Here is a 17,752-nt window from a genome sequence, read left to right on the forward strand (position 1 = left end):
TAGTGACTATTCCACTTGTGCGGACGGGTACAGAGTGGGTGTATGAAAAGACGTCAGGAAGCGGCAGCCCGCCGCGCTTCTGAACCGGCACAGAAGCCTTGGCTGCCCCGCCGGGACACAACCGTGCTCTTGCTGTCCGGCTCTCCACAGCTACAAGGCGAGGTGGGGCGCGTTGCAGCTGCGGCCGCCGTCGAACTGATCTTTGGTGACGAGCTCGAACAGCTTGCCGGATCCCAGCGTGACATTGCGGCAGTGCTGGTGGACGCGGGGCAAGGCGTTGTGACCACCGGGTGGCGTGGTCCCGTGATCGTGGTGGGATTCCCGGGCGAGTCCGAACAAATGTGGCAGCAAGCAGCACGTTTGGAGGCTGATCGAGTCGCTGTTTTGCCAGACTCTGCCCCGTGGCTCGCCGACTATTTTGCTGGCCTACAAAACCCGGAATCGGCTGCAGGGGTTTTGGGAGTGGTGGGAGGGTGCGGCGGATCTGGTGCCTCTACCCTGTCTCTGCTGGTGGCTGCCGAGGCGGCTTCTCGCGGGACCCGGACCTTGCTGGTTGATGGTGATAGATGGGGTGGCGGATTGGCTGCACTGGTCTCGGGACAGGAAGCGCCCGGACTGCGCTGGCCTGAGTTGTTACAGGTTTCCGGATCCATCAATCCGGGGCAGTTGGCGGCGGCTCTGCCACATGTGGGCCCGCTGGCTCTGCTGTCCTGGGAGTCGGGCGTAGCCGGGGAGAGCGGGACGGACGCGGGCAGAACGGCGCGCCTCGCGAATTCTTATTTCTCAAACCAGGATTTATCCGCATCACCGGCCACAATATTTCCTGACCCAATCTCTCCTGGCCAGATCTCTCCTGGCCAGAATCAGCGCTGGTGGGGGAAGGATCTGCCTGCGAATGCCAATACGAACCATGCCGTCAATGAGGTCATGCGTGCGGCGCAAGGCGTCTATGGCCTGGTGGTAGTGGATTTGGCTCGGACCCTTGAGTCGCTTGGCACCTTTGGCCCGCACTGCACCGGGCTGGTGGTGGTTCTACCGGGGCGGGCACGTGCCGTCACGGCAGCCGTGCAGTTGGGGGCGGCACTTCCTGCCTTGCCTGTTGCCGCAGCGGTTCGCGGGCCCATGGGTGAAGGGCTCGATGCCGCCATGGTGGCAACAGCTGCCGGGCTGCCTCTCGTGGGCGAAATGCCCTGGCTACGCAATGTGGAGCAAGTGTTGGCTGCCCAGCGGGTTCCAGAATTATTGCGCAGACGCCGCCTGCGCCTGCTGCTCGCGGGCATCCTTGAATGGATGGCAGGGGATGAGCCGGCGATGGCGCAGAGGCGCTCCGGTGGCCGGTCATGACTGCCAGGGGAGCCAGAGGCAGGCACGCCTCATTCGCCTGGTCCGGGGTCCCCGCAACGGGAGCGCTGGGTACAGGGGAAGCAGGAAAAACACGGCCCCAATTAACGGATCAACCACTCTTGAACCCAGGGGTGATGGATATGGGCCTTTTGGATCCGGGACTTTTGGATACGGTCCGGAGGTCGGTTCTGGCGCAGGCCGGGCCTGTCACTGACCTGCAGGTGGCGAGTGCTGTGCGTGAGAGTGGCCGATTGTTGGGTGCCGCGGGATCATTGGTGGCCATGGACAGGATCACCGCCGAGCTGAACGGGTTAGGGCCACTTCAGGGGTTGGCTGCCGATCCGGCTGTCACGGATATTTTTGTCAACGCCCCAGACTCCGTATGGGTTGACCGGGGAGCGGGCCCGGAGCGGGTGGCCGTGGTGTTCCCCAGCGAGGGGCAACTGCGCGCCTTGGCAGTTCGGCTCGTGGCAAGTGGCGGGCGCCGGCTCGATGAAGGGAGCCCCTGCGTAGATGTCAAAATTTCGGCCGGATACCGTGTGCATGCGGTGCTCCCGCCCATCTCTACCGCGGGAACTCTTTTATCCATCCGCACAAGACAGAAGAGCGCGCTGACACTGGCCCAAATGGTGGATTCAGGAGCCATGCCACAAATACTGGCGGAGATTTTGGCTCAGGTCATGGAAAAACGGTTGAACTTCTTGATCAGCGGTGCCACGGGGGCAGGGAAAACCACGTTGCTCTCGGCACTCTTGGGATTATGCGAACCATCCGAACGGCTCGTTCTCATAGAAGACGCCGCGGAACTTGAACCACTGCATCCGCACGTGCTCACCTTGGAGGCCAGACACGAAAACGCTGAAGGGGCCGGTGCCGTGGATTTGGCGGAACTAGTTCGCCAGGCTTTGCGGATGAACCCTGGACGGCTCATCGTGGGTGAGTGCCGTGGCCGGGAAGTTCGTGAGCTTCTCATGGCGCTCAACACCGGCCATAGCGGTGGCGGAGGAACCATCCACGCCAATAGCGCTCGCGATATCCCTGCCCGGCTGGCTGCGTTGGGTGCGCTCGCAGGGATGAGCCAGGAAGCGGTGTTTCTGCAGGGTGGAAGCGCCTTGGACGCAGTTATCCACGTGGAACGTCGCCTCGGTAGGCGGGTGGTTTCTGAGATTGCCATGGTGGAATTGCGCCATGGTCGGCTAGAAACGGTGCCGGCTCTTTCATTGGCTGCTGCCGTGCCTGAACGTGCCCATTATCCGGTGGCCGCCCGATTGCTCGACGGCCCGGCCTGGCCCGTCCTGGCAGAGCGCCTGGGTCTTGGGAACTGGGAGATAGGTGGAAAGAATCCGGGCAGCAGCGGCTCGGCAATACCGTCCCATCAACAGCCCAAATCCGGCCCCGGGCAAAGCCCCGGAGCCGCGGCAGAGACGGAACGGACATGATCGGATCCTTCGTCTTGTTTCTCATCCTGGCAATGGCGGCCTGGCTGCTCTTCACCGCTACGGCGGCACTGCGCAATGCTCCGGTGCGCAGGCTGAGACACACACGGAGATTGAGCACACAAGGACGCAGAGCGAGCGAAGCGGAATCTCTGCCACGCTTGGTGCGCCAGATGGCGTCGCTTCTGGCTGCCGGGCGTACGGGTGCAGAGCTTTGGGGCGTCTTAGCCCAGGTGCTCGTGGCAGAACCACCGAATCCCAGGATTGGGGGGCGAGGGTTCTTGGCAAAAAAACCCGTATCCAAGGAAGCCGGGGACGCGGCAACAGTGGAGTTACTCCTTGCTGTTCAGCGTGCCAGCACGCTGGGTTTTTCCAGTGCAGCGGCCATCCGCAGCGCTTGTGCCGAGAGCGCAGTCGGTTTGAGGGGAAGATCTCACGCCCCGGCGCTGACGCCCGGACAGTACCTGTTGTGGGTGGAAACTGCTGCCTGTTTTGAGGTCTGTGAGGCCAGTGGCGCCCCCGTGGCCGCTGTTCTGACTAGGCTGGCCGACACTATGGAAGCGGACTTCGATGCGGCCGCCTTACGTGAAACGGCTTTAGCAGGGCCCCGCGCGACAGTGAGGTTGTTGAGCTGGCTGCCCTTCATTGGTGTGGGCTTAGGAATGGCCATGGGCGTTGACCCCTTCGCCGTCCTTTTCGGTTCGCCGGTTGGCTGGGCCGTGCTGTGTGCAGGGATCGCTTTTTCCGTGGCGGGCCAGTTGTGGTCAGCTGCCTTGATTAGGCATGCCGCGCACCCGCAGGGCAGCCCTGTGCAGAGCGTGACGGGCGTCAAGGAACGGTTGTCCTGGATATCCGCAAAAATGAGGCACTAATCATGGGTGCAGTTGTTGTCTTCCTCCTTGCTGCGGCAGCGATCCTCCTCCTCTCAAGCTCCACGGGTCCTGGCATTGCCGGAAAGTACCTGAGCGGTAACAGATCAGGGCAGCGGGATGGTCCGGCCAGCTTTGGCACGGCAGCGCAGCTATCCGGTTCGGAGCAGGCGGGCACAAACCATGGCAGCGGCATAGTCAATGTGCCTTTGATGCTGGATTTTTTGGGCACCGCCCTTGAAACGGGGTTACCCATGCAAAATGCGTTGCACGTAGTGGCCGGAGCAACAGGGGGCACTGTCCGCGAGGCTCTTCTCAGGGTGGCGGCCGCCTTGGAAATAGGCGTTTCCTGGCAGGATGCTTGGGAAGGAAACACGGAAAGCAGCGAGTTAGCCCAGATACATTCAGCATTGATCTTTGGTGCCCTTACAGGCGCAAGTGCCGCCTCGCTGCTCTATGCCGAAGCCGCCCAAATTCGCAGATCCCGAGGGCGTCAAGCGGAGAAACGGGCAGCTGCGCTCGGCGTGAAACTGGTCCTGCCGCTGGGCCTGTGCTCATTGCCCGCGTTTGTTGCCTTGGGAATTGTGCCAGTAGTGATTGCCATGGTGCCGACTTTCTAGGTGACCTACCGGGCCACTTGTTCATCCGGCTCAGCGTCTAGACAGCGTCGTAGCTATAGGCGGGCCGCCTGTTCATTTATCCACAGGTGGTGCCGGAACCCAATCCGCCCACCAAACACATTTATCCTCTTCCACTGGGACGGCGGTGAGTGAAAAGTTGATTCATCAGCTCGTTTTATTGCTGTCGCGAATTTATCGGCAGCGGAGAATTCGCGCTGGGGCAGAATCCGATCCGGCTGCTGCCACAAGAATCACTACTCATGAGGAGTCACGATGAACAGCAATGATGCTGCGCATGGCGTGGTAACAAGGACGGCAAGCAAGGTAGATCTGGATAACGTCGCTGAGATTTTTCCCGGAGCTAGCAACAATGTGCCCGTTGCGAACCGGCCCATCCGCTCCGTACGGTCCCGGTGGTGGCGCCCAAGGGCAGGGCTGGAAGCGGGAATGGCAACTGCTGAGTACACGATCGTCTAGTAAGTTAGGCTCCATGACAAACAGAGTAGCCATCTACGCCCGGATCAGCTCGAACAGGACAGACGAGAAACTTGGCGTAGAAAGGCAGGAAAAGGCCTGCCTCAAACTCGCGGCGGCAAAGGGCTTAGACGTAGTAAGCATTCTGATTGACGACAACAAGTCGGCGTACATGGGGTCGAAGCCGCGTGAGGGTTGGGAGAAAATTAAGGAACTCATCGAGAACAACTCTATTGATGGAATCGTAGCGTGGGCCACTGACCGCCTATACCGGCATCCAACAGACCTTGAGGACATCATCAAGCTCGTCGTGGATAAGAAGCTGACAATCTACACGGTGACCGGCAGCGACATGGACCTCAACACCACAGACGGGCGACAGATGGCCCGACTTCTGGGTACATTTGCGACCGGCGAGGTTGAACGTAAAGCTGAAAGGCAGATCGCGAAACACCAGCAATTAGCGGCGTCTGGTCACTGGCACGGCGGCAAGCTCCCTACCGGCTACAAGCAGATAGGCGGCAAAGGGCCGCTGGTCATTGACGAACCCATTGCAGAGGCTCTCAGGACGAGCGCTAGGCTACTTCTCAATGGCCACTCGTTACGATCAGTGACAAGGGACTACCAAGTCGCGACGGGCCACCAGATAGCGGATACTGCATTGCGCCGAGTACTTGTCGGTCCAGTCATCGCAGGCATTCGAATCTACTCACCTGCGACTTCCAGAGACGACAGAGTAAGAATGCACTTGCCATCCGGGACTCTCCAAGTTCCTGCACAGTGGGAAGCAATCCTTGATGAGGAGACATGGGTTTCACTCAAGCGGCTTCTACTCAACCCGCTAAGAAATACGCGAAATGAAACGTCGGAAAAGTCGCTCCTGTCAGGCCTCCTAATTTGTGGCAGACCGACAGGGCCAGACACTATATGCGGTAAGTCCCTTGGCTACGGCAAACAGGCCTACATCTGCAACTACTCAAGCGGCGGATGCAACAAAATGTCCATCAGCACCGCTCTTATCGAGGAGTTCATGCAGGGTCAAATCAACGCGGTTATATCCGGCAAGGCTTTTAAGATCAAGGCCCAGACCGTGAAGACCCCTGACGAGCAGACCGAGCTGAAACGTGAGCGTCTTCAGGCCAACTTCGATAAAAGCTTCGACCTATTTACGCAGGGCGTCATCACCAGCGATGAGCTAAAGAGCGCAAAAGAAAAGCTCACTGAACGTCTCAGCGCTTTGGGGACCAAACCAAAGTCACAGGTAGCCGCTGAGAACGAAGACGCCAAGCTACTTTCTATGATCAGCCAGTGGGACAGTGCGGGACGGCCCGCGAGACGCATCCTCATAAAGTCTCTGATCCACCGCGTCATCATCACTTCGCCTGACCCTGTGCGAGCCAAGGCCAACGGGAGTCGATTTGACTACGAACGCGCCGAGGTCCAGTGGGCTTTTGACGAGACCGGAAAGCGTTTAGAGCCAACCTCACTAAAGACGCTCAGCAAAGCGGCCCTGTCCCGAGCCAAGAAATAACGCCCACGCCCACGATTTCAGGACGCATTCGGTTTGTAGTATCCATTGTTTAGGTTCTGCACGTAGGATTCCAGTAGAGCAGGACGGCAAAGCCGTTCATATTGGGGGAACATGAAGACTTACCAGAAGGCACTCACAGCAGTAGCTACCATCCCGGTGGCAGGTATCATCGCACTTGGAGGCGCAGGAGCGGCTTCCGCTTCATGCACTAACACGACTATCAATGGGGTGACAGTTTGCGTCCCCAATAACGACGGTGGAGTATCTGGCGGTGATGGAGCAGGCGGCGTAGGAACAGGCGGTGGCGCTGGGGCCGCTCCCGGAATTGGCGGTGGCGGTAACGGCGGTCAGCCCGCAGGTCCTCCCGCAGGTGGCGGCGGTCCAGCTACCGTACCTCAGCCTCCGGTTTATATTCCTCCAGCTCCTCCTGCTTACGTCCCACCGGCTTATGTTCCTCCTGCTTACGTTCCCCCGGTTCAGTCCAACGGTGGCGGCGATGACGGTTACGTGGCTCCCCAGGCACCAGCTCAACAGATCGCAGGGACGACGGTTCAGCAGAATTCGGATGGCTCCTATTCGGATACCGCGACAGGTGAAGAGGTCTCAGCCGAGGATGCAGGGATAGTAGCCGCCGAGGCAGAAGCTAAGGCAGCAGCAGCGGAGGCAAAGGCTAAGGCCGCCGCAGAGAATGCAGCAGCAGCTAAGGCCAAAGCTTCAGTGACAGCTACGGCGACACCTTCAGTCACAGACTCCCCCAAGACCACGACTGCACCGGCTGTAATCCAAGCTGAACCCGCATCAGATAATGAGTCCAACCCGCTTCCGCTGATTCTGTGGACGCTCGGTGGCATCGTAGTAGTTGGCGGCGGAGCGGTTGGCTTCAAGTACTTCAGGGGACGGCGCGGTACTGCTTAGCGAGGCCTAGCCCCACTCTTTCAGTGGCTGGGCCAGTTCGTTTTTAGGTGTACTACACTTGAACCGATAAAGTGTCAGTCGTCACCTAAATCCGAGGGTGGCGCGCCGGGGGACGGCGAAAATTTCGGGTTGCAGCCCAGCCTAGATATTCAAATCAGCGCGCTGGATTCGATTATTGTACGATTTGAGGGGCGCCGTGTCGCTAGAAGTAGTTGAACAAAAGTCATATGCGTATATGTCAGTGACTGTCTGGAACTCCCTGCGACGGGCTTTTTTCAAGTCGTTTCCAAGTAAGGTCACGCTGACGTATTTGGCATCAGCCCTCGGTATCGCCGAAAAGACTGCCAAGAATATACTTCCCCAGCTACGCAATTTAGGGCTTATTGACTCTGAAGGTGTACCAACGGAAATCGCCCTTGAATTCCGATTCGAAGAGACATATCCGAAGGCTTGCAAGACACTTCTTGAGTTGAATTACCCTCTTGAGGTTCGAGAACTATTTGATACGAAAGATGCAGACCCCGCCGCAGTTGCAACATGGTTTATGCGACACTCAAAGTCTGGACAATCCAGCGCTTCAGTTGTGTCTAAGTTCTATCTAAATTTGTTAGCCGAAAATCCACTTCCCGAAGCGACGAAACCGACATCCAAACGTGCTGCAAAGCCTGCCGTTCCCTTGGCAACGGTCCAACCGCAGATAAGCGCGAAGATCCAAGCAACCGATGCACCCCCCGCACTTCCCTTGGATCACGGCCAACCACCACAGTCTCCTCCCCATCCCCAGCAAGGGGTACCGAGCCTACACATCGACATGCAAGTGCACATAGATCCGGCTGCATCCGCCGATCAGATTGACTCGATATTCGCTAGCATGGCCAAGCATCTCTATGGACGCTAGAGAAAGCTTCCAGGCTGCGCTCGGTGCTATGAAGCGCTTTTGTGTAGACGTGGGCATCCATACACGGACCCAAGTCCCCTCAACTGACCAGGTATCCCCTCCACAACCTGAGCTATTCGTCGATGCAGTCTCTTTTATAAGGCCGCAAGGCTTAAGCCGTCACCCAGTTTCCCCTGCTCTCGACAAGGCACCCATCATGACCCCACCGACCACTGCGAAACCCATAAAAGTCCTAGTCAGTTGGGCACACAAAGGCGAAGGCTGGAGTGAGGAAGCGACCATTGCCTGGCAACACGAAGTCATGACCTTCACAATGGAGCTTCGCCAGAATGGTATAGACGCTGACATTGACTTATTTTACGCTCATGACAACTTGGCAGACTGGACTCGCTTCGGACAAATGGCCGTGGAGAAATCGGATTATGTCCTAGTCGCCATCACCGAGGCTTGGGCTCAGCGCTGGTCCGGAACCAATAAGTCGCATGTCGGCGCTGGAGTCGCTGTGGAAGCGGATACCCTGAAAGGTCTCTTTAATAGTGATCAGCTAGCGCTTCAGAAGAAGCTCAAAATCGTAGTTTTGGGCGACCGAAGTGCTTCAGAAATTCCTCACGATATGGCGAGAATTCAGCGATTTTCCATCGACGTTCATAAATCTGAAACATACGATGACCTCCTCAGGACGCTAACCGAGCAGCCTTTTTTTGTTCGTTCACCACTGGGAAATGTGCCAGTACTTTCCCCAGCCGTAGTAACTTCATCGACCTCCCGGCCTCCCAAAACCGTCTCCAGTGCGTCACTATCCACAGCTCAAGCCCAGGTCAACGCTCGGCAGAGCCTCAAAGATGAATACAACGCGCTTTCCGCAGAGCTAAAAATTGGGATGGATCCCGAGGATACTTCGCACGCACTGCGTCGAATGTCGTCGCTTCGGAAAAAGCTGAATATGTTCGATCACACCCCACTCCCAAGCGACTTCTAAACCTGTGGATAGTGACACTATATTGACTTTCGTCAAAGAGTATCTCCGTAGCTCAACCCGCTTCCGCTCATTTTTTTCACGCTCGGTGGCATCGTAGTAGTTGGCAGCGGACCGGTTGGCTTCAAGTACTTCAGGGGACGGCGCGGTACTGCTTAGCGAGGCCTAGCCCCACTCTTTCAATGACTTTCCGAGCTTGTCCACGGGCGCTTTGGGGATCATCAGCCTGCCCGTTACCGGGTTCTTGAAGGCTTTAAAGTCCTCCTTCGTCCGTGCCCATACGTACATTGTAGGGAGAGCTATGTTCAGGACCTCTGCAGCCTCCGATACTGTGTAGTAGTCTTTTCGTGTTTTCATGTGTTTTCACCTCCTTGAGTAGTAGTTCAATCGGTAGTGGTTGATTAACTTTCCCTGATTCCCGGATCGAACATCGGTGTTCGGAACCTGTCCGATGACGACTAGGTTGCCGTAACCAATAAGGGCGTTATGCATACTGGAAAAACTTTGAGGATCAATAACAAAATTTCCGTCCTCATCGGTGAGGAAGGGTCGTAAGAGGTTGGCGTTCACAACCCCCTCGTTAGCCTTTGCAGTCCGGTGAATCGCGCTGATAAAGATTGCACGGTCCTGAGCGAGGGATTCCTTACCTTGACCGGCATAGCGGCTGAGAGAGCGACTGAGGGCTTCCACGGCTAGCCTCTCAACGGTGGGCGTCATTAGATGAGGCTCTTTACGCCTTACCGGGAAGCGACCGATTGCCTTGGTCTTCAGTGGTTCCTCCATGATTAGCCCCTCTTGCATGTCGTCAGGCTAGCTACTCGGCTTGATGTGTCGTAGTAGTAGACACGCTGTGTCTTCTGGTCTGTGACCTCAAGGCAGAGAAATTCTTGACCCTGATCCAAGGTCCTGATTTTCAAGCCCGGAGACGCCGGGATATCTCCTGTAAGGAGTCCTAAATCCGCTACCGTTGAGACACGATTGCTCACGTTCGTTAGCTGGATAGCGTTCATTCCGGCTTTAATGGTTGGAAGACCAAACGATATTCCAAGAATGAGAGCTAAGACAATTACGACGAAGCCGGAAATTTGCTTACCCATTGTGTTCTCCTAATTTATTTCTTTTTATTTCCCCTTATCGACGAGCCTATCCTCATATATATCAAATAGCTATTCGAAGTCAAGCCAATTAAGTAACGTTTAGATAACGAAAGTAGCGACTCAGAAAGAATGATTCCAAGCCGCTACTCCGGTTAGATAATTGAGCAGGAAACTAGCGGATCGTTACCCCTGCCTGAACCCCATGCCACGTAAATATCTTTCGCATCCATATAAAGCGGTACATCCGACTCCCGATATGCCTTTCCATCTTTTGGAACGAGCCTTGCGTCAGCTACAAAGTGCGCCCCCAACACGCTGGGCATATTCCAGTAATCGAAATTATCGACGACCATACGAACATTTGTCAGAACGAGCGACGAATCTCTGACGTAACTCACAGGGTCTGCAACTGGTATTTCAGGGAATATCTGGAATGCAATCAAGGTGGAATAGGTCTTACCCTCGTCCGTCACGCTGCATCCAGTCGGAAGCTCGAAATCCATCACGTTGAAGGAGGTCGTTCCATATAGAGGCCCTCCATCCTCAGCAATATCAAGCTCTGTCATCATAGGAATTCTCTTCAAAACCGGCTGTACTACGAGGTCTGTCAAAGGACCTTCAGTAGGAGCCGCCTGTGGAGCTTCAGGAGGCGTTGAGGCAGCTACGGGAGCGCTAGAGCCTTCAGGAGTCGCCAGGGCTTCAGTGGGGCTCAGGCTCGTCATGGAGACGATAATCATGCCTATCGCCAGAATGGCGGCTCCCATCAGATAAAGGAATCCTTGGGTGCGGTCGGTGGGCTTCTTAATATTCATCGATGGTTCCTTCGTATACGTAGTTGTCGTCCTCTTCTTGGACTTCGGGTTTGGGTAGTAATGCGGATAGTGGGATGGTCAGGTGCGAGGTCTCTTCGGCAATCGCTTTGGCGGTCTCTGGGTCAATGAATCGACACTGACCGAAGCTGAAATGGCCTTGATCGTCAGTTACAACGGCGCGCCCTTTCTGGTTCTCGGTAATGTCCACCGGCGAGATGGAGTTATCCGGCAGCTCTCCAAGCGCCATTATTGCCCCCGACGAATTCATCATGCGAAATGCGGCCCTGTTCTGGGTCAACTCTCGAATGCCAGACGGTACTACCTCTGTACTCGGCCTCTGAGTCGCCATAATGATCGTGATTCCAGCGGCGCGGACGAGGCGGAGCATCTTCGACACCAGCGCGATTGCTTCCTTACCCTGCTTGGCAAGTTCTCGGTCTGGTTCCCCGACGGCAAATAGCTCTGAACATTCGTCGATCAGTACTACAAGGCGAGGCATTTCTTTGCTGAACCCATAATCCTTCATGTCCGTAAAGCCGCGCTCTTCCAAGAAGTCCAAGCGGTATTCAGCGATAGCCCACACGTCGCGGAGTACCTCCAATGCCGTGTCCATGTCCTTAGCAGTTGCAGAGAGACGGGGCCTGAACGGCTTAGCCTCAATGCCACGCTTCAGATCGACGAGCACCAGAGCCGCCTCAGGGACGGTAGCCATCTGTGTGATCAGAGCTCGATAGCAAACGCTCTTTCCGCCACCTGAGTTACCCGCGACGATTGAGTGCACTCCAAGGGGGAAGTTCCAGGGGGTGCCGTCTTCAAGGAGGCCGATCTGAACCGAGTGAACTGTGGCGTCAAAGTCCTTGTAATTCTCAAGGGTGAACGGCCCGATACCCGCCATTGGGTCCTTGACTATGGGCGTCACTTGCACGAACCCCGGTTTACCTGCGGCGATTCGCACGGTGGCGACCATCCAGAGAGCGGCGAGAACCTCAGCTTGACGAGAGAAGGTCTCAACAGTTGTACCGGGAAGGAGACGGACAGTATGGGTATATCCCAGAGGTGCTGTCTCGACGCTAAGCAGTTCTGGAACGATTGAATCATCCTCAGCACCATATGCGGCATCCTTGAACTGCTTTGCAGCGTTGTTCGTAGTCGCTAGCTGTACATAGGCCTTGTAAGCTCCCATGCCCTCAGCCGTCGGTGCCTGTGCCAGTCCTGCCTTGCGAGCGACGTAGGACCACTTTTCTGTGTAGTCCTTTATAGCTTGCTCATCTTCGGTAAGGACGACGACAACTTTTGGCTTCCGCAACTTGAACCGGTAATACATGCAGCCCGTCGTCACGAGAAGGAACATGAACAAGACTCCGATGTCACCCGGTGCCCTGAGAAGGTTCCACAGGATAGATGCTGGGAACGTCCAGTACCACTTGCGGATTAAGAACTTGGTCAGGCGCCAGAGTGCATGTAAGAACTTGCGCTTCAGGTCCCATACAAAGGCGTCGTGGGTAGCATCGGGTGCTGCATTCGAGTGATTGAACTTACCAAAATTCACGAATGGGGCATTCTGTCCTTTAGGCACAGTCAGCACCTCCTTCTTCATCGGCTGAACGGTTTAGATAATCCTGCAACTGGCTCTCATAGAAGGCTTCGCAGCGATCCTCGAAGACTGAGACTGCTAGCTCCTCAATCTCCTCGCGGGTCATTTTGTAAACCTCGAGACTTGGGTTACTGCTCATCGGGATCACCAAACTTTCGTTCCCAGATCGATTGAGCCTCCATGAGCGCCCTCTGGTGCCCTCTACGGCTGCACTGACGGAGAATCTGAGTCGCTACCTTCGTAGTCACGAAATCGACGGCTAGGCGGCACGTGGGGTCGTCGCGCTCGATCAGGTCTTCGTGATCCTCCATATAGTCGATGACCATCTCTATCTCGACGTCGTGAGTTCCCAAGCGGCGATTCTCCATGAGCTTCTGGACCATGAAATCTCGCTCCCCCTCGTTGATTCCTCGTCCAGTCCGGGCAACCCAATCTCTGTGACATGCCGTATTGAACTCCGAGCTGTACAAGTTGCCTTCGGAAGAGTTCAGTTCTGCATGCGCCTGCATGACCTCATAGAGGGCGTGTTCATCGACATTGAATGTCACGGTTCTCGCTATGCTCTTGCCGCCGCCGTAACCGTTCATGATTGCGCTGCCGATTACGCTTCTGAGGGGACGCTTGATCTCTCGCTGTGCCATGGCTCTTAGGCCTCCATTTCCTGTGCCGCGTCGATCCAGATACGAAGCTTGGTTACTGCGGGGAGGTGGGACTCTAGCTTGTAGGCGCAGGAGATACCTTTGGCTCGCATGGCTTCCTTGACCTCAGCCTCGACCGTGTCGGAAAAGTTCTCCACGCCTTCGGTCAGCGTCGTGCCCGTCATTATTAACGCCATGTGTAGGTCGCAAGATTCAACGGCCTGATTGTCGAGCCAGTCCTTGTCCTTGGCTGCTCGGGCTTGGAACGCGGCCTTCAGCTCTGTCTGCTCGTCCTCATTCATGACGCGACCCTGAGAGGACAGGAACGCCTTCTCTGCGATCTTTTCGTTGACAGGCAGGACATTGAATTCATGGTCATCCGAGTAGATGACAAGCTCCAAGCTCTCGGTGACGATCTGCTCGATCAGTGCTTCGTTGACGCTCATTTGTGTCTTCTTTCTGCGGGTTTGGGTATACAAAAGGCGGGGCAAGTCGCGATTGATCGACAGCCCCGCCTGTGGTTTTTCTTAGTTGTGGATAACTGCGCTAGAAGTTGAGGACTTCCAGACCCAGGATTCCTGCGAGGACGACTCGCTTCCTTTGGTTGATTCGTTCCTTCACATCTGCGATCTGCTGCCTGACGAGTCGGAGGTTGAAGTCATTGCCTCGCGCTACCCAGTAATCCTGCTGTTCCGTGAGCTTCAGGAGTGCGTATTCGTCATTTTGTGATCCGGGGATCAGCACTTCAGGTTCTGCTGTAACTACTGGGGTCGAGGTCAAGGTCTATCTGCTTTCAGTAAGGTTTGGATTGAACGGCGCTGCCAGCCTTTTTCAGCAGTAGCAGCGCCGCTCATGTTTGGGGGCGGGTACTACTCGGAGGCGCGGCTGCGAGTCGGTGCGGTCGTAGGAGCCGTGCGGGGAGCCGTTGCCGGTGCAGCTACAGGAGCTACTGGAGCTACGGGTGTTGCGGCACTGACGCTGTCCGCGAGATAGTAATCAATGATCTTCGCCTTAGTGCCGGACTCTGAGAGGAAGTGACCGGGGCGTAGGTTCTTCAGGGTGACCAGATCGCCAAACGTGAGACCCGCACCGGGGACCGTCTTGCCATCACCCGTAATTCCAACCGAAATGGGATTCATCTTCTCGTTCTTGCGGTCGGTCTCACGAAACAACAGGTTTACCTGATATTTGGGAAGAGGTGTTCCTTCTTCGCCGTCACGAACCTTGGTGAATTGAAGCTCGCCGTCCTGATCTTCTTTCTGACCAACACTGTCGAAAATGATTTCTTTGTAAACGGATAGATCCAAAACGTGAATACGAAGTGGCATTTGAATTGCTCGTTTCTATTTGTGGAATTTTCAATCTCCGTATTTTTTCGGGATTACTTTCTACTTTATATCCATGTATCACCATTGTCTATCTTTGTCAAGCATTATTAGATAACGATTAGATAACGGTCACGTTTAGATGAAATGAACGATATATGCCCGTCAGGGGGTTCAAATCTTTTGAGGGGATATCCGGTCCGTCAATGACTTTGAATAGACCTGAGAGGCACTGACAGGGTTTGAGTCATATATCTGCGGGAATCCGAGACGATCTCTTTTCCTGTCGGATCAGCGCTCCGCGCAGCTCCTTGGGGCGAGATTAGCAGGTGGCCTTTTCTAAGGGCGGTTGGCCGTGGCTTCGCCTAGGCCAGTTAGGGCCACCTGCTGGATCATCGCCTTTTGTTGACATTATTTTTACTGATTAGTCACTTCAGATTGATTCCAGCAAACAATGCATCTACGAATCGAATATTGCTTTTGATCAACTCTCGGTCTTGAATCTCCACACTGCGTCGCTGATTGAGTTCAATGAGTTCCAAATGCTTTGCATCTGCATTGCCGGTCTGCGCACGTTCAACCTCGATTTTACCAATGAGATGATCTATCCATTCAACCTCTTCGATAATCAACTCATAATCCTGTCGAAGGCCCACGGCTTTCTCTGCGACTGAATTCATGGCTTCAATGATATTCTTCATGATGATTTCCTCAATTTGATCGATAGTTGATATACGTGCATGGATATTCAAATTCCCCGTCAATCCGGGATCGTGGAGAACAGGGCTGGGTCACACACGCCATTTTTAGGTAAGAACTTCTTTAGCAAGTCAAGAGCCCTGCTCCCTGCCCCCTCTGGGACCCTGGCCTCCGCTCCGCTCGGCCGTGTCCTGGGGCTTCGCAGGACGGCGCTTGCGCGCCGGGTAACTACTCCGGTGGGTTCTCCGGTTTTGGACACACCTATCCCCTTCTTGTTTTCGTCTTGCCTTTGGTCTAGCTCGCCTTGTTTCGGTTGCGTCTCCTGCCCCTATCTCTTCATCCCGCTCTCAAGGGGCTGGCCTGGAAAGAGACGATTGCCGTACTGGTCTAGTTCCTTTCCAAGCTCCTCAAGGTCCTGGATGCCGTCTGCGCGGTGCCCCATGGCTAGACGTTCAACCTTGTCCGCGATGCTGTCACCTAGCCAGTCACGGTCGCTGTAGCCCTTCTCATGGACCTGCTTCACTTGGTTGAGAGTCTGCGGGTATTTCATGTGCACGTACCTGTAGTCGGTCACCGGCTCCCCGTTGCTTGTGTCATAGGCCTGTCCGTCCACGACTTCCAATATCTGGCCCGTCACATGGTCCTCATATACACCGTCTTCTGGCAGTGCAGCCTTCCTGATCTTTTCCTCGTGAGCCTCGTATTCATCCATGGTCATCTTCAGGTTCTCCGCCTGCTCCTCCCTGCGAAAGTCGATCCGTCCCTGTCGAAGCTCAGTTGCTGTCAGGCCCCATTTAGCGCTGCGACTCAGGCGGTGACCATTGCTTCCTAAGTTGGCGGCTACCCTCGGTTTGTATCCCAGGTCAGCGGCAGCTTTTTTCAAATCCGCATAGTGGGCGTGCTGGCTAGGCGAAGCATCAGACCGCAAGGATTCGGCCTGACCGCCTTTCCCTAGGTACTTCGAAATGTACGAAAGTATGCGGAAGAGGGGTCGCTTGAAGGCGGCCGCTTGCTTGGGGTTTGGATTCTCTGGCATCGGTGGGATCACCTCAAACTCTCCAATCGTCCCAAACCTCACTGCGCCATAGTTGTCCGTCGAGTGTTTCACTGCAGCACTTTTCATGAATATTTTTCGTAGCTTTGCTCTTGCCTTCTTCTCATCCGAGTCAAGGCTCTTCACATATTCCGAGGGAATTGCCCAGAGACCATGGATATGTTCCGCTCCCCGCCTTTGCATCTCTAGAACCTTGACGTATTCCAGTGCAGGGTTTCCCGGACCAACGATGACGTCGTTCAAGTACTTGCGGGCGTAGTGAAACGTCCTCCCAATCTCATGATTCGCAAATGCCTGAGCCGTGTACCGGTATTTATCCGAGTTCAGCGGCACGCCACCCACTCCATCACCCTCGAAATGCCATCTCCCGCATCGGCATATTTTCGCCTCTTTTTGACCTCCTCTGAAGATGGCGTCGTGAACAAGGAACTTATTCTCATAGTGCACGTATCCAAAGCTCGGCAATGTGAACGTGGCATAAACGAAGTAGCAATCATTGGCTCGACTGGCGTTCTCATCCTTGAATCCACTGAAGATCACGGCCAGAGCATTCTTGCGGTGGAGCTCTGCGCAATACATGCACTCTTCAGATCGATTGGAACCGCAGTTCAGTAGCGCGTAGGTCTTTTCTTTCTTCTTGCCCTTACCAGCCCTCGCCACCACACCGACACGCTTGTCCATGCGAATCGGACGTTGGCACTCCCTCGCCAGAAAATCTGCGCGCTCTTGATCAGTCAAGTCACGGAGTTTCTTTTCGCCTACTGGGACTACAGAGTCAGACTTGACTTCAACAGTGGCGCTCACTTGGTGGCCTCAGACTTCAGGGGCACAGATTGCAGTACAGGGGTAATCGCTAAAACTTCGGCGCCGGTCAGATGGGGCGGCAATCCCTGCTTGGCACGAGACGCCGCAACGTAGGCAAAATAATCAAAATTAGGGGGCAACGGAGACTACTCTCAAAAAAGAGGTGTCTCCGGTCACCTACTGAATAGTTGAGAGGTTCTCTAAAATTTGGCTACCCGGAATACTCACGGCTTTCTCTGGTCTCTACAGGGAATCGCACTTCTGCGCCCATCCTGTAGGGGAATTTACGCGACGTCATACAAAGACGCTGCTACCCTTTTTCCTCATCCACCGCCGGAGCGATTTCGCAAATTTGGCGGGATTCGAACCCGGCTTATTAACCACGCAATGCCGACGCGGTACTTCTTAGTCGTTATCTTAACGTCTCACCCCCCTATGAGGGAAACTTTGCTACCGTTCTCTTTTCTGTTGACACAACCATACGACACGAAAAATTAGCCTAAGTAATCAGACAGCCGCCTACGCCATCGCCACATTGGCAGCCGTGGGATTTGCTGGACTTTTAGTGGTGATCCTCAAGAGCGATGAAGTTCGCGGTTTCTTGATGAACATCATTCGCACGGCGTTGAGCATGTAACTAAGGTTGCCTCGGCAGCCACTAAGCCC

The 17,752-nt window shown here is 55.3% G+C and carries 20 protein-coding genes and 1 pseudogene; 10 read left to right on the forward strand and 11 right to left on the reverse strand.

What is annotated here, in order from left to right:
* Positions 1-42: 42 nt before the first annotated feature.
* The 9 genes from ssd (at position 43) to RY113_RS06620 (ending at position 9,066) form a co-directional block, all read left to right on the forward strand.
* Positions 43-1,344 carry a septum site-determining protein Ssd gene (gene ssd / locus RY113_RS06580; protein ID WP_315913945.1) on the forward strand — a complete coding sequence of 434 codons (1,302 nt, stop codon included), beginning with the start codon at positions 43-45 and terminating at the stop codon, positions 1,342-1,344.
* 134 nt (positions 1,345-1,478) lie between these two features.
* Entirely contained in the window at positions 1,479-2,783 is a 1,305-nt protein-coding gene (locus RY113_RS06585) for a TadA family conjugal transfer-associated ATPase (RefSeq protein WP_315913946.1), read from the forward strand.
* The gene (locus RY113_RS06590; protein ID WP_315913947.1) at positions 2,780-3,652 is read left to right on the forward strand and encodes a hypothetical protein; all 873 of its coding nucleotides are present in this window, start codon (positions 2,780-2,782) and stop codon (positions 3,650-3,652) included. Before RY113_RS06585 ends, RY113_RS06590 begins: the two co-directional genes overlap by 4 nt.
* Before the next feature lie 2 nt (positions 3,653-3,654).
* Positions 3,655-4,269 (forward strand): type II secretion system F family protein, encoded by a 615-nt coding sequence (locus RY113_RS06595; protein WP_315913948.1) that lies wholly within the window; start codon positions 3,655-3,657, stop codon positions 4,267-4,269.
* 273 nt (positions 4,270-4,542) lie between these two features.
* Positions 4,543-4,746: a hypothetical protein gene (locus tag RY113_RS06600; protein ID WP_315913949.1), complete on the forward strand. Its 204-nt coding sequence runs from the start codon at positions 4,543-4,545 to the stop codon at positions 4,744-4,746.
* A 13-nt stretch (positions 4,747-4,759) separates the two neighbouring features.
* Positions 4,760-6,274 carry a recombinase family protein gene (locus tag RY113_RS06605; protein ID WP_315913950.1) on the forward strand — a complete coding sequence of 505 codons (1,515 nt, stop codon included), beginning with the start codon at positions 4,760-4,762 and terminating at the stop codon, positions 6,272-6,274.
* Positions 6,275-6,385: 111 nt separating this feature from the next.
* The gene (locus RY113_RS06610) at positions 6,386-7,189 is read left to right on the forward strand and encodes a hypothetical protein (RefSeq protein WP_315913951.1); all 804 of its coding nucleotides are present in this window, start codon (positions 6,386-6,388) and stop codon (positions 7,187-7,189) included.
* Positions 7,190-7,385: 196 nt separating this feature from the next.
* Positions 7,386-8,087 (forward strand): DUF5343 domain-containing protein, encoded by a 702-nt coding sequence (locus tag RY113_RS06615; protein WP_315913952.1) that lies wholly within the window; start codon positions 7,386-7,388, stop codon positions 8,085-8,087.
* A 196-nt stretch (positions 8,088-8,283) separates the two neighbouring features.
* Positions 8,284-9,066: a hypothetical protein gene (locus tag RY113_RS06620; RefSeq protein ID WP_315913953.1), complete on the forward strand. Its 783-nt coding sequence runs from the start codon at positions 8,284-8,286 to the stop codon at positions 9,064-9,066.
* A 162-nt stretch (positions 9,067-9,228) separates the two neighbouring features.
* Here the strand turns inward: RY113_RS06620 and RY113_RS06625 are convergent, their stop codons facing one another.
* From RY113_RS06625 to RY113_RS06675, 11 genes are all read right to left on the reverse strand, one after another.
* A complete protein-coding gene (locus tag RY113_RS06625) occupies positions 9,229-9,420 on the reverse strand; it encodes a helix-turn-helix domain-containing protein (protein WP_315913954.1) in 192 nt (63 codons plus the stop codon).
* Positions 9,421-9,426: 6 nt separating this feature from the next.
* Complete coding sequence (locus tag RY113_RS06630; RefSeq protein ID WP_315913955.1) at positions 9,427-9,846, reverse strand: hypothetical protein; 420 nt, start codon at positions 9,844-9,846, stop codon at positions 9,427-9,429.
* Positions 9,847-10,312: 466 nt separating this feature from the next.
* On the reverse strand, positions 10,313-10,972 hold the full coding sequence (locus tag RY113_RS06635; protein ID WP_315913956.1) for a hypothetical protein: 660 nt from the start codon (positions 10,970-10,972) through the stop codon (positions 10,313-10,315).
* Positions 10,962-12,569: an FtsK/SpoIIIE domain-containing protein gene (locus tag RY113_RS06640; RefSeq protein ID WP_315913957.1), complete on the reverse strand. Its 1,608-nt coding sequence runs from the start codon at positions 12,567-12,569 to the stop codon at positions 10,962-10,964. Before RY113_RS06640 ends, RY113_RS06635 begins: the two co-directional genes overlap by 11 nt.
* Positions 12,541-12,705 carry a hypothetical protein gene (locus RY113_RS06645; RefSeq protein ID WP_315913958.1) on the reverse strand — a complete coding sequence of 55 codons (165 nt, stop codon included), beginning with the start codon at positions 12,703-12,705 and terminating at the stop codon, positions 12,541-12,543. The genes RY113_RS06640 and RY113_RS06645 overlap by 29 nt, the downstream gene beginning before the upstream one ends.
* A complete protein-coding gene (locus RY113_RS06650; RefSeq protein WP_315913959.1) occupies positions 12,695-13,207 on the reverse strand; it encodes a hypothetical protein in 513 nt (170 codons plus the stop codon). The genes RY113_RS06645 and RY113_RS06650 overlap by 11 nt, the downstream gene beginning before the upstream one ends.
* A gap of 5 nt (positions 13,208-13,212) precedes the next feature.
* Entirely contained in the window at positions 13,213-13,650 is a 438-nt protein-coding gene (locus tag RY113_RS06655) for a hypothetical protein (protein WP_315913960.1), read from the reverse strand.
* A gap of 100 nt (positions 13,651-13,750) precedes the next feature.
* A complete protein-coding gene (locus RY113_RS06660; RefSeq protein WP_315913961.1) occupies positions 13,751-13,984 on the reverse strand; it encodes a hypothetical protein in 234 nt (77 codons plus the stop codon).
* 89 nt (positions 13,985-14,073) lie between these two features.
* Entirely contained in the window at positions 14,074-14,532 is a 459-nt protein-coding gene (locus RY113_RS06665) for a hypothetical protein (RefSeq protein WP_315913962.1), read from the reverse strand.
* Between the two features lie 425 nt (positions 14,533-14,957).
* Positions 14,958-15,230 carry a hypothetical protein gene (locus RY113_RS06670; protein WP_315913963.1) on the reverse strand — a complete coding sequence of 91 codons (273 nt, stop codon included), beginning with the start codon at positions 15,228-15,230 and terminating at the stop codon, positions 14,958-14,960.
* A gap of 326 nt (positions 15,231-15,556) precedes the next feature.
* The gene (locus RY113_RS06675) at positions 15,557-17,086 is read right to left on the reverse strand and encodes a replication initiator (RefSeq protein ID WP_315913964.1); all 1,530 of its coding nucleotides are present in this window, start codon (positions 17,084-17,086) and stop codon (positions 15,557-15,559) included.
* A gap of 511 nt (positions 17,087-17,597) precedes the next feature.
* On the opposite strand from RY113_RS06675, the pseudogene RY113_RS06680 reads away from it, so the two are divergent.
* Positions 17,598-17,723, forward strand: a pseudogene (locus tag RY113_RS06680) (DUF4244 domain-containing protein); the annotation flags it as partial.
* Positions 17,724-17,752 lie beyond the last annotated feature (29 nt).

The organism is Arthrobacter sp. lap29, assembly GCF_032458965.1.
Lineage (GTDB): Bacteria > Actinomycetota > Actinomycetes > Actinomycetales > Micrococcaceae > Specibacter > Specibacter psychrochitiniphilus.